This window comes from Undibacterium sp. GW821-FHT11H02, from assembly GCF_058808015.1.
The window spans coordinates 103,336-116,792 of the sequence record NZ_JBXARG010000014.1; the positions used below are offsets into that span (position 1 = coordinate 103,336).

The following is a 13,457-nucleotide window of genomic DNA, read 5'->3' on the forward strand; positions in this document are numbered from 1 at the left end:
ATCAAAATTAGGGTAAGGCCAGAACATTAGTTTCTGATTTACTTTCCTCCACATTACGAAGTAAATTGGGACAATAAAAAAGCCAGTCAATCGACTGGCTTTTTTTGCTACACCTATCAGCGTAGATTATTTTGCTGATGCTTCCGCTGAAGCAGACGCTGCCGCCTTGACTTCTGGCTCTTTAAATTTACCACCGCTGGCATTTGCCATGTGAACTACGGCACGTGCAACTTCCACGTCGTCCAGATCCGCATTGCCACCTTTGGCTGGCATACCGCGCAAACCTTCAACTGCGTGTTTTAAAACAGTGTCATAGCCTTGTGCAATTCTTGGACCCCAAGCACCTGCATCGCCAAATTTTGGTGCACCTGCTGCGCCCGTGCCGTGACAGGCAGCGCAAGCTGCCTTATAGACTGCTTCGCCAGTTTGCAAGACTTTAGGTGCATTCGCATCAATCAAAGTATAGCCTTCGTTCGCCACAGGACTAATACGTGCCGCAATCGCTTCAGGTGACTGGCTATTGGAACCCGCACCAGCCGTTGTGTCGCTGGCAACATATTTCACTAACAACACAATAATGATAATAGGGACAATAAATCCAGCAAGAACGGCAACGATAAGTTGCTTAGGCGTTTTAATCGCTGATTCGTGTTCGTCGTGGGCGTCGCTCATGGTTTCCTCAATGCAAAAAATAATGTCAGGTTTGCTCGCCGCACAATACTTCAGGCAAAGCGTAAAACATCAGATTATAGAGCTAAAGCTTGTGTTTTGGAATGAAAAATCGGCTTTTGAGACAGCTGAAGCGGTTCAAATGCCTAAGAAATCCACAAATTAGCAAAGAATTATTAAAGAGTACATTACGTGATTTGCAGCACTTCTATGAGGTCTGCTGCCTAACATTCAGGCTTTCCACTGGTGTGAATTAGAACGATAGCGTCTTGGTTTTTGTGATGCCTTAGAGAATGCGATGGTATTTTCATCGGTTTAATTATGGTTGGGAATGTGCTTCAAGAAACTAGTATTTCTACAAGCTTAAATCTAACAGTAAAGAATCCATAAGAAATCTCTGTTTTCTTAATATCAAGCCTTGGCAGCGAATTGGCTGTTAAAGATTTAACGATGATTAAGATTTCGTGGTGCTTTTTTTTATATATTTAGAAATGGAATGGGGCTTGATCTGTACGCAGTCTGATAGCCGTAAGAATCTCTCTCGTCAGATTCTTATGGGCTAATTCGCTTGCAATTTCGCTCGCCTCTTTGAAACAATGATGGGCGAAATCGGCATTTAATGTGATTTTTCCTATGCGTAGCAAACATTCGGCAACCTCTGGGCGATTGCCCGATACCCTGGCCAGGGTTAAATTTTTCTTTAAATAGTTTTCGCGCTTCACCCGGCTTAGTGCGATCTCACGTAATTCGACCGGCAATTGTTCTACTTCGATCGGAAATTCTTCAAGTACATCGACCACTAATAAATGCGTGTAAACAGAATCATTGCCGGTCGCCATTTGTTTACAGATAAGCAGATTCAATGCAAACCAATCCAATACCGTTTGCACATGTGATTCTGGCAGAAGTTTTTTTCTTATCGCGCGTAGCAAATTATTCCCAAAATTAAAACTGAGTGCATCTAAGGATTTGCTATCCCCATACAGCATGAAAATATCGCCGATCGCTTCGAGAAAGGTCGATAGCGTTTCTAATAAAAGTGCTTCTTGTTCCGCGCGAGTGGCTTTTGATAAATTAAATTTCTGACCGAGATTTAAGGCGTGTACGTTCAACCAGGCCGGTGGTGCTGAGTAGTTATGATTTGCAATTGATTGCAATGTTTTTTCCGACTCCTGATAACGTCCCTGGTCATATTGTATTTTTGCACGACACAAATGTGCTCGTGACAGTACGCTTGGTTTTACATAGCCGTCAGAAGCAGCGCTGGCAATTTTGCGCAAAATATAATGGGCTTCGCGGTAGCGCGACTCTCGTTCAAGGTGATGCGCACGACAAGTCATAACGATGAGTCCGGCCCATGGCGGTAATTGTTCAGCGGCGATGGCGGCCGCATCTAAAAAATCATAGGCATCGACCTGGTCAGAATTGTGTAGACGACTCAAGCTCAGCGTAGCCAGTAATAATCCATGTACCCAGTCTACCCAGGCCGGCAATAAACATTGCGCAAGCCTGCCTAGATCTGCTTGAGGCTGAACGCTAGATGTCGCTACCGCCGCCGGAATTTGTAAGCCAGTGTGCTCAAATTCTAATGCGGCGCTCGCCACGTTCAGATAAAACGGCCCACGTGTTTTGGTGCGATAAGTCACTACGCCATGCAATCCTTCATGCGCTTCTATTGCATCAATGTAACGGGCAATCTGGCGTGGTGTCAGGCTAGGAAACCGTAACTGCAAATCCGCGTAGCAAACCGGAGCAGGATGTCTTTCCACCAGAAAACGAAGGAAGGTAAGCAGACCTTGGCTGCGAAAAGTATAAGTGCTTCCGAGATAATTGATGGACATCAAATCTACCGTCAGGGCTTGTCAAGTAAGTTCTGATAGTGTCATAAGTGTCATTTTGTGTAAATAATTAGTTCTCTATATAGTTAGCTTTTTAGCTGTTTCTATTAAACGAATGACATTGTTGATGATCCAGCGCCTAGTAGGCCTAAATTAAGTGTCTGTGCAGCCATGACTTCAAGGAGACGCAATGTCTATTAACGCGCAATCATCTTTCATCTCCGAATAGCACTGGAACATCGACATCAACGTTACGGCTAGTCTAATTTGATTATTTTGAATGATACGCACAAGGCTTTTCCCAAAGACCTGTGGTTGATATGAATAAATAGATTTGCCTTTTTAATGTGAAGTGACGTTTAGTCACTATTTTTATCGATATTCATCAATTGAGAAAAAAATGTCCCCGCTAAATCAAAACACGAACTCCAATTTTGTCCGCCAAATTGCCATCATTGATAAATCAACCCTAGATTGGAATAACTTGGCACTGGGACTTCCGCAAGGCGTTGAGACTCTCTATTTAGACGTCGACACGGATGGCGTGCTGCAAATGGCTAGTCTTCTACATGAGCGTTCTGATCTTGATGCCATTCACATTTTTTCTCATGGTAGTGCGAGGCAGCTCTATTTAGGAAACGCGGAACTCAATATAGAAAACCTAAATCAATATCAAACTGCTTTAAGTTCTATTGGTGGTTCGCTGAGCCAGAATGGCGAGCTTTTTTTATATGGCAGCAATATTGGTCAAGGAACCGCGGGTGCTGCGTTAATCGAGCAGATTTCGGTAGCGACTGGGGCAAATGTTGTCCGATCGAATGATGCAACTGCTGCTATTTTTAACGGAGGAAATGGAGTATTCGGAGTCGCAACAGGCCAATTTGGAAGTACATCATTTGATCCAAATGTTGTGGATATGGGCAGCTTGGTTCCAAGCATTCCGCCTTCGGCGCTAGCGGCATACGGTCTCGTTGCTACCTCAAATTTTGCAGGTCCACCGGTTGCGGTCAGTTCATCGTCAGGCAATGCTTCAATTATCACCGGTACTTCTAGCAATGACACGTTAACAGGAACACTCGGCAACGACATAATGGATGGACTAGCGGGTAACGATTGGTTAAACGGCTACGCTGGCGATGACAGATTAGAAGGCGGCGCTGGCGATGATACCCTTGAAGGTGGTGCTGGAAATGATACGCTAAATGGCGGCGATGGCTATGATGAAGTTGACTATTACACCGCTGATGGCCCAATGACGATCAACCTTGCCACTGGCACAGCGAGCGGGGTTGGAGTAGGCGTCGATACGCTTATTTCGATAGAAACAGTTTGGGGTGGGTTCTATGCCGACAGGATCGTGGGTAGTACGGCGAACGAAGTCTTCCTCGGCGCACCTGGACATGACACGATTACTGGTGGCGGTGGACAAGACAGCTTTTATGTCTGGAATTACTCCAGCGATACTTCCATCGACACCATTACTGATTTTTCTGTTGGCGATAACGGTGATGTCTTTCACATACCGACTTGGCGTCTGACGAACTACGCTTTTGGGGAAAATCCTTTTGCTACTGGTCATGCACGGTTGATACAGTCGGGCACGGATACTTTACTTGAAATCGACATGGATGGAACTGGCAGTGGTGTATTCCAAACAGTCGCAGTGTTGAACAATGTTAATAAGAATAGCTTAACCGCTTTCAACTTAGCTGGTTTTATTCCCAGAATCAACGATCCTTCATCGTTCGATGATCATTTATTCGGAACGTTTACCGACGACACAATTTTAGGATTTGCGGGTAATGACGTTATTGAAGGTCGCGCTGGAAACGATGTATTGTTCGGCGGAGATGGTGATGATCGTTTGCAGGGCGATGAAGGCTATGATTCGCTCACAGGCGGTATTGGTGACGATACACTCGACGGTGGTGAAGGTGACGATACTGCAGATTATTCTGACTCAAATGGCGCGCTTACAATCTTTCTAGTACAAGGGGCAGCTTATGCACCAGAGATGGGACTTGATACCCTTATTTCAATAGAGCACGTCTGGGGCGGTAATTACGCCGACAGCATCTGGGGCGACGATGGTGCAAATGACATCTTTGGACAAGGAGGGGATGACATTCTTTCCGGTGCCGGCGGCAGTGATTTTTTATCGGGTGACGACGGTGATGACAGAATTTTCGGGGAACTTGGCGATGACTATCTCATCGGTGGCGCTGGAAATGACACACTCGATGGCGGCGATGGCATCGATTATGCGAGCTATTTTGGCGCCACCGGTCCGGTTATTGTCAATTTGACGTTGGGTAGCGCAAGTGGTGCTGGAATTGGATTGGATACTCTGATCTCAATCGAGAATGTGCGTGGAAGTATTTATGCCGACAGCATTATAGGAAGTGCAGCGAACGAATTCTTTATGGCGCGTGAGGGGAATGACACCATTACTGGTGGTGCAGGTTCTGACTTTTTTTACGTGATGTGGGGCGGATCGAGTGACTACTCAACAGATACCATTACTGATTTCGCTACCGGTAATAATGGCGACAAATTATTATTCCCCATCTCTTTCCTAACCAACTTCGCTGTCGGTACTAATCCTTATACCACCGGTCATGCGCGTCTAACACAAGTGGGTGGAAATACGCTGGTCGAAGTAGATCGCGATGGTTCTGGTCCAATTGGATTTCAAACGGTCGCTATCTTAAATAATGTGGTCAAAAGCAATTTGACACCTTCCAATTTAGATATGGTTTACGCTGTACCCAGTGGAACCGTGAACATCACAGGTACGGCAACGCAAAGTCAAACGCTAACTGCAAGCACGACTTATGGCATGGGCACAGTCAGCTATCAGTGGCAACGCAATGGGGTGAGTATCGACTCTGCGACTTCAATCACTTACAGTCTAACGCAAGCCGATGTCGGAAAGGCGATATCAGTTGTTACGAGCTATACAGACGGATTTGGCACCTTTGAAAGCAAGACCTCGCCCGCTACATTGGCCGTATTAAATGTGAATGACGCTCCAAGCGGTAAGGTGATCCTCACTGGTACAACAACACAAGATCAAGTTTTAACGGCAAGCCATACCTTGACCGATGCCGATGGTATGGGCACTGTAAATTACCAATGGCAACGAGACGGTATTAACATCGCTTCTGCTTCTTCAGCGACTTATCGTTTAACGCAAGCAGACGTCGGTAAATCGATCAAGGTTGTTGCAAGTTATATCGATGGATTTGGCGCTAAAGAATCCATCGCAAGTGAGTCAAAAATAGTCGCCCCTCTGGGCGCGGGCAATATTACGCATGAAATGCGGACGCAAGTTGCTCAGTTATACGTATCTCTATTTGGCCGAGCACCTGAAGCGGATGGTTTCAATTATTGGTGCTCTGAATTGAGCAAAGGAAAATCATTCCAACAGGCCGCGCAAGACATGTTTAATGTCGAACCTTCGCGGGCTTGGTACCCCATTTCTTTAACCAACCAAGAAATTGTCGCAATCTTCTACGTGAATGTTCTTGGACGCACAGCAGATGTTGATGGCTTGAACTATTGGACATCGAGATTGAACACAGAGACGAGCACCGGTTCTGCGGCATCCAAAGCCATTGCTAAAGGTACTGTTATCGCCGAAATGTTGACAGCCATTGTATCGTACAACGGATCCATAGCATCAGCCTTACAGTCACAATCACTGTTCTTGAACAAAGTGGCCGTGGGTTTGAAATATGCATTTGAGTTCAACGGCAATGATGTCTCACAAACTTCTACTTTATTATCCCTTGTGACCGCGGGAGTGAATGGTCAAGACGCTGCCAATGCACAAATTGCGGCTTTTTTTAATAAGGCCCCATTCTTTTCTTCCAATTCGACGCTCGTTACGGGGGCGGAGGATACGGTGATTGCGGGCAGGGTGTTTGCCAGTGATTCCGATAACGGTGATGTGTTGAATTACTCGATAAATAGCGCCTCCACGAACGGCGTTGTTTCGGTGAATTCTGAAGGCCATTTCAGTTACGTGGGTCGAAAAGACTTCGAAGGTAAGGATAGCTTTGTTATCTCAGTGAAGGATAAATTTGGTGCTACCGCGACACAAAAAGTTGATGTGGTCGTGGTTGGGGTTAATGATGCTCCCGTGTTTGCTAGTGAACCTCTGCTCGTGTTTGGAACGGAAGAAAGTGGTTTAACGGGCAAAGTAGCGGCGACCGATGTCGATCTGAATGACGTTTTGACCTACGCGATCGGGGCGAATGCGCAAAATGGACTTGCCGTTGTAGCAGTTGATGGTAGCTATACCTATCTGGGAAAAAAGGACTTTAATGGTACTGATAGTTTCACCGTCATTGTGACGGATAAGGCGGGGGCAACAGCAACAAAAGTAGTCAACGTAAAGATAGGTGCAGTCAACGATGCGCCGACCGGTTTGGTCACGATTAGTGGCACGGCGACGCAGGGTCAAACACTCACAGCCAGCAACACGATTGCCGATGTGGATGGCTTGGGTGCGATCAGCTATCAATGGAAAGCGGGTGGCAATGTTATTGCTGGTGCCACTAGCTCAACGCTGGTTTTGACACAGGAGCAGGTAGGTAAAACAATCACGGTTGTTGCAAGTTATACCGATGGTCAAAGCACCGCAGAAACGGTTACTAGTGCGGCAACGGTGGCAGTGACAAACGTCAACGATGCACCGACCGGTTTCGTTACGATTAGTGGCACTGCGACGCAGGGTCAAACGCTCACAGCTAGCAACACGATTGCCGATTTGGATGGCTTGGGTGCGATCGGCTATCAATGGAAAGCGGGTGGCAATCCTATTGCTGGTGCGACGAGCTCAACGCTGGTTTTGACACAGGCGCAGGTAGGTAAAACAATCACGGTTGTTGCAAGTTATACCGATGGTCAAAGCACCGCAGAAACTATCACCAGTTCGGCAACAACGGCGGTGGTCAACGTCAACGATGCGCCGACCGGTTTAAGCATTTCGGACTACACCATTGCCAAGAAAATTTCGGGTGCTGTGATTGGCAACCTGGTCGTGATAGATCAAGACGCGAACGATATTCATGATTTCAAGGTAAACGATCCCCGCTTTGAAGTCGTTGCAGGGCAACTCAAATTAAAGGCGGGCATCAATCTAAGTCTAGAAACAGCCTCACTCATAGATTTAGTAGTTACCGTTACCGATAGTGGTGGTTTGTCGACCATACAGCTCTTCACGATAGAGGTTATTGACAGTAATAACCCGCCCACTAATATTGCGCTCTCGTCAAATAAGGTGAGTGAAAATGTCGTTGGTGGCGTCATTGGTCAACTCTCGGCGACTGATCCAGATGCAGGCAGTACTCACACTTTCGCGCTTGACGATGCACGCTTCGAAGTCGTCTCAGGGCAACTCAAACTTAAAGCAGATACCAGCCTAGATCATGAGAAAGCGCCCACCGTCAATCTAACCATCACCGCGACTGATGATGGGGGGCTGGCGAAGACGCAAGTCTTCACTATCGTGGTTGATGATTTGACTGAAACTACGGTCTTAAATGGAACTTCTGTCGCGGACAATCTCAATCAAGATAATGGTTTGGATGATTTCATCATTAATTCGCTCACTGGAAATGATGTTATTTTGACGGGAAAAGGCAGGGACATCATTCGAGCTGGTGAAGGTGCCGATACCGTGAATGCAGGCAGCGGCAATGACATCATTGTCGTATTAGGGAAGACGGCAACTGGGCAATACACTCAGAATAACATCACAAATGTCGGTGGTAGCGGCATTGATTTATCGAGTGTACTAACGCTCACAGATCTCAATGGTCGTGCGATCAGTGAGGTCGTCGCTGGAGAAAGTATCGACGGTGGCACTGGAATCAATCGCTTGATTGCCTATGGCAATGTCGACTTTACGGGTACGACACTAACAAACATCGGTCAAATTCAGGTTAACTCCAGCGTCACTCTTAGTGCACAACAACTAGCAAGTCTCAACACCAGCATGATCTTTGGTGATGGTAATTCCATCTTGAATATTACCAATAGCGGCGCCGCACCAGTCACATTGAATTTGTCAACTGTGAGCTTGACTAGTTTCCGCACGCTGAATGTGGGTGCGGGGGTCACGGTAGTACTAGACCAGGCCGATGTCGACAGCTTGCAATACCTGACCGGTGAAGGCAGCTTAAAGGCATCGGCGGCGAGTAGTACGCTTACACTAAGCAACAAATTCGTCAATCTCACAATACAGAATAAAGACGGCATCATCGACACCACACGTGGCGGCGGCATTATCGTCGCTGGAAAATTGTTGATCGGTGCCGAAACCAATGACACATTAACCGGTGGCACACTAGGCGATCGTATCGATGGCGGTGCTGGCAATGACAGCCTAGTAGGTGGCGATGGTGACGACGTATTGCGTGGTGGTGCTGGCATAGACAGCATGGATGGTGGCGCTGGTAACGACACTTTTGTGATCGTTGGTGATATCTCTGGCGGCGGTAAAGTTGATACGACTGCCGATACCATCGCGCTAGGATTTCCGCTCACTCAGTTGAACGGTAAAGATCTCAATGAAGATGCAGATGGTGCCGCAGAGATCATACGCGGCGGGGCAGGTGACGATACTTTGTATGTGTATGGTACGGCGGATTTGTCTAAGTACGATATCTCGGGAATAGAACATATTGAGATTCGCTCCAACGTCACGTTTAGTCAGAGTGTTTTATCTTCTCTTTTGGCATCAGGTAAGGTCAGTTTAACGGGCGATGGGTCAAGTGTGATTCGCATTGAAGGCGGTAGTGCAAGTGATCCGCTGGTACTTGATTTGACACAGGCCAACTCTGTTGCTCTGGCGAAAATTGGGCAAATTTCATTGGGCGAACATGTTGTCTTGAAAGTTGCATCGCTCGCGCAACTTGGCGGCGCACACATTTTGACGGGTAATGGCACTATAACTGGCGCGAGTGGCAGCATTACACTTCCTTCAAATTACTCCGTACAGTCCACACTGCAAATAAAAAATGCCGATGGCAGTAATGCACGGGGCAGCGCTGATGTTCTTGAGCAAGTAGTGATCGGAACCAAAGGTAGCCCAATAACTGGCAGTGACGGAAACGACTATTTAATCGGCACAGAAGGAAACGATGTTTTCGAAGGAAAAAATGGCAATGATGTTTTCTCCGGAAAGAAAGGTAACGATACTTTTGTCATCGCCGGGACTGGTAAGAAAACAATCATTGCCAGTGTCAACACCGGCGATGTAGAAACAGTCGATTTATCGAAGGCGAATGGTGCGGCAGTCGTGAACTTGACCGATGGTGGCACTGTGGGTACTGCCACGACCATTCAGCTTGGTTCTGGAACGCAGTCTGGTGCGACGCAACAAGATGCTCCAAAGACAAATGTGATCTTGGTGCTTGATACTTCTGGAAGTATGGGCTGGGACTCTCCGACACGCTTATCACTTGCTAAGAAAGCCGCAATTGATCTACTTGATGCGTATGACAAGTTGGGTGATGTTGCAGTGCGTGTTATTGAATTCGCTGACTACTACTTGGTCATAAATGGTCAACAAGCTGGCAACTCGCAGGATAAGGGATGGAGTGATGTGAGTCAGGCGAAGATCGATATAGCAGCTTTGGTGGCTGGTGGTGGTACAAATTATGATTCAGCGTTGGAGGGAGCAAATAAAGCCTTTTTAATCGGAAGAGGTCAAAACTATTTTTCGACTGGCACAAATGTATTGTATTTCCTTTCTGATGGTGAACCCGGTTGGGGAACTGAGATTGATCCAAATGACCAAGTAGCGTGGGAGAACTTCTTAATCGCAAACAAGATCACTTCGCGTGCGATTGGATTTGGTGGGATCACTAGTACCACTTACCTTGAACCGATTGCATTTGATGGTACTAAAGTAAAGCTGTCAACAGATAGTCATGCGCCAGGTGAGATCCCGGCGACGGTTACAGTCGATACACAAAATCTTGGTGCCGACTTATTGGCTTCCGCAAAGCTTGATTTTGTCGAAAATCTCATCGGTACCAATTTCGCCGACCCTGTAACTGGAAAAGGCGACACGTTGACCGGAAATGGTCTGGATAATCGTATCGAGGGTCGTGCAGGAAATGATCTTTTGATGGGCGGCGTTGGGAACGATGTTTTGATTGGTGGAGAAGGCGTAGATACGGCCATCTATAGTCGTCCGTATAAAGTCGGCGGAATAGTTCAATATGAAATCAAGCAGAATGGGGGACAGATAGTAGTTAGAGACCTTTTCGGCAAAGAAGGAACAGACACACTATATGGCGTTGAGCGGCTGAGCTTCCCTGATCAACAGATCAAAATCGAAGATCTAAACAAAGCACCACTAAAGAACGCAACATTTCTTTTCGATACCTTTGGATATTATTCGACTTTCGCAAATTTAAGTGCAGCGAGTTATTTTCAAGAAGGAGATCGCTACCAAGCTTCTGGTGGAAATTCGCAATGGGAAAAGGATGTTTATTCAACTTTGATGAACTTGACGGGTTTTAGTTTGATGTCAGCTGCAGAACTTAAGCTATTTACCGGCGTTATGAACGATATAGATCTACCGAATGAACTGGATGACTCCGTAGAATGGGGGTTCTCAGACGCGAGAACAGGACACGCAGTTGATGGACGGTATGAGGGCGATAATTCCTATGCGATTGTCGGACGTTCTGCCGACGCACTATTTATCGCATTTCGAGGCACAAATGGCAGTGAAGATTGGAAAGATGACTTCGTTTCAATGGAAGCACATTATTTACGCTACAAACCTCTGATCAGTGCGATCGAAGCCTATATAGCGAATCCAGCAAACAACATTAAAGATGTATACCTAACTGGTCATAGCTTAGGCGGTGCGATGGTCGAAGCATTTATGGCGAGTCATCCGGGAACGAAGTATCACGGCGTCACATTCGAGGGTGCCCCCTACAATTTTGTATCTGGTCAGCTCGATTCGCGATTGATTCAGTTTGAATTTAATGGAGATGTGGTACCTGATTTAGGAGTTAATTCTGGATTTGTCGTATCAGTTGAGGATTATTCGAGAGCGTTGTCGCTCGCTACTGGAAGTATTTACTTGGATGCTGCCAGAGCCTTTATGTACCATCCATTAAACGTCGTCGCTCAGGTTGCCAATCTTGTGGATTCAGAGGGTGTTCGCTTCGAGGGGTTAGCTGAATCTCTTTCTGGCTGGTTTAACAAAACAGTGTTCGGATCCGCGCAATTAACACTTAAATTGGAAATCGATAATATTCGTAATGTCAAAAGTGCGGGTGGTGGCGATGACGATATCGCTTACGCGACCGTGTATCGACTAGGGGTGCAATTGTTGAAAACGGCTGTTGAAGTTTTCAAGAAATCTCCTTCCGGATTCATCGACGAAGCGGGAAAATTTATCGATATGTTTAAGAATGCCGTGAATCAATTTGAGGCGTCAGGTCGTTATCTCTTGGGCGGGGATGGAAATGACAAACTCATAGGTGGAGATGGAGGAGATAAGATTTACGGTGGTGATGGCGATGATCGATTATCTGGGGCAAGTGGTGCCGATACTATTTTTGGTGGAAGCGGCGATGATATTTTGGATAAACCACGATTCACAATTCCTGACGAACTCGCTAAGTTTATCTCCAATTTGACATCGGAAAATGCTTCAGAGAATCCTATTTTTGCTGAAGCAGTCAAAGACCTTCTTGGAACCTACGTTTATGGCGAGAAAGGGATTTTGCTGTCGCCAATACAATCATTAATGGGTGAAGTGGCGAAAGGTGTATTCATCAATGGTTTGATTGATTTGGTAGTAAGTCAATTCGAATGGCTTGCTGAGGGGAGTGATATTTTAGTCGGCGGCGCGGGTAACGATATTTACTTCGTCAATACGCAAAAAGACGAGGTAATCGAGATATCCGGTGAAGGTGATTTCGATACTGTCATCATTGTGGGAAATAATGCGTTGAGTGGTACTTCTGGACTCGCATCCTACTTAGATTCAGATGTGTTTCATACCCCTTTCAACATTGAAGTTGTCATCATGGCCGATGACGCATGGTCAAACTCCAGTAATTTCTCTGTTTTTGGTGGGAGAAGTGGCACATATATTGTGGGCAATGCGGGCAATAATCATCTTTATGGTAGCGTGGGAAATGACGTATTGATTGGCGGCGCTGATGAAGATTATTTATTTGGTAATGATGGAAATGACATTCTTATTGGCGGAAAATATGATGCATTCAGTTCGCGTTTCAACGAATCTGAAATTCCATTGAAAGTTCGCTCACTGATTGATGAATATGCGGACGATCTAGCGCTTGATAATGTAGATGTTTCCTATCTCCGTGGCGGGTTGGGGCAAGATAGAATGTTCGGTGGCGGCGACAATGATTATTTCTTTGTCGATGTGAATATTGGAAACAATGCTGGAAATGTCGATTCAATTGAAGGATTCTATGTCGCCAATTTCTTTAGCGATGTGACGGCGGAAGACTATTTGGTTTTTTCTGCCGATCAACTCGGTGGACTAATAAAAGACGTTGCGACCTGGAATTGGAGTTCAACTTCGGTTGGTAATTTATTTGATAATCAAACTGCGTATTACCTGCCGAAGAATAATTTCTTGTTGATTTCGGGTATATCGAACTACGCAGCAAAAGCCAATCCTAGCGCAGGCGAATCTCCGCTATTTATTCTCGATTCCGTTAGCGGATTTTTATACTTCGACCAAGATGGTGTTCGCGATACTAATGACTACACACTCTTAGCAAAAATCACTCCCGAGAGTGTTGGTGGAAACCTATCCGCTTTCGATTCGGATCAGATTTTGATCATGGGACAAACGAAGTTTGACTTGGTCTTCGGCCTTTAAATCATCGAATCATCGAATGATCGAATAGCAATTTACTCACCAATACTAGT

The 13,457-nt window shown here is 46.0% G+C and carries 3 protein-coding genes; 1 reads left to right on the top strand and 2 read right to left on the bottom strand.

Annotation, left to right across the window (positions count from 1 at the left end; genetic code table 11):
- Positions 1-126 precede the first annotated feature (126 nt).
- Together AC1RR2_RS14680 and AC1RR2_RS14685 are read right to left on the bottom strand one after the other, a co-directional pair.
- Positions 127-672: a c-type cytochrome gene (locus AC1RR2_RS14680; protein WP_493223012.1), complete on the bottom strand. Its 546-nt coding sequence runs from the start codon at positions 670-672 to the stop codon at positions 127-129.
- Between the two features lie 482 nt (positions 673-1,154).
- Positions 1,155-2,510 carry a hypothetical protein gene (locus tag AC1RR2_RS14685; protein ID WP_493223013.1) on the bottom strand — a complete coding sequence of 452 codons (1,356 nt, stop codon included), beginning with the start codon at positions 2,508-2,510 and terminating at the stop codon, positions 1,155-1,157.
- Positions 2,511-2,907: 397 nt separating this feature from the next.
- On the opposite strand from AC1RR2_RS14685, the gene AC1RR2_RS14690 reads away from it, so the two are divergent.
- A complete protein-coding gene (locus AC1RR2_RS14690) occupies positions 2,908-13,407 on the top strand; it encodes a DUF4347 domain-containing protein (protein WP_493223014.1) in 10,500 nt (3,499 codons plus the stop codon).
- Positions 13,408-13,457: the final 50 nt, after the last annotated feature.

What these genes read in the sequence shown, in the direction of transcription:
- AC1RR2_RS14680 (WP_493223012.1), bottom strand. Translation starts at nt 672, where the DNA reads ATGAGCGACGCCCACGACGAACACGAATCAGCGATTAAAACGCCTAAG.
- AC1RR2_RS14685 (WP_493223013.1), bottom strand. Translation starts at nt 2,510, where the DNA reads ATGTCCATCAATTATCTCGGAAGCACTTATACTTTTCGCAGCCAAGGT.
- AC1RR2_RS14690 (WP_493223014.1), top strand. Translation starts at nt 2,908, where the DNA reads ATGTCCCCGCTAAATCAAAACACGAACTCCAATTTTGTCCGCCAAATT.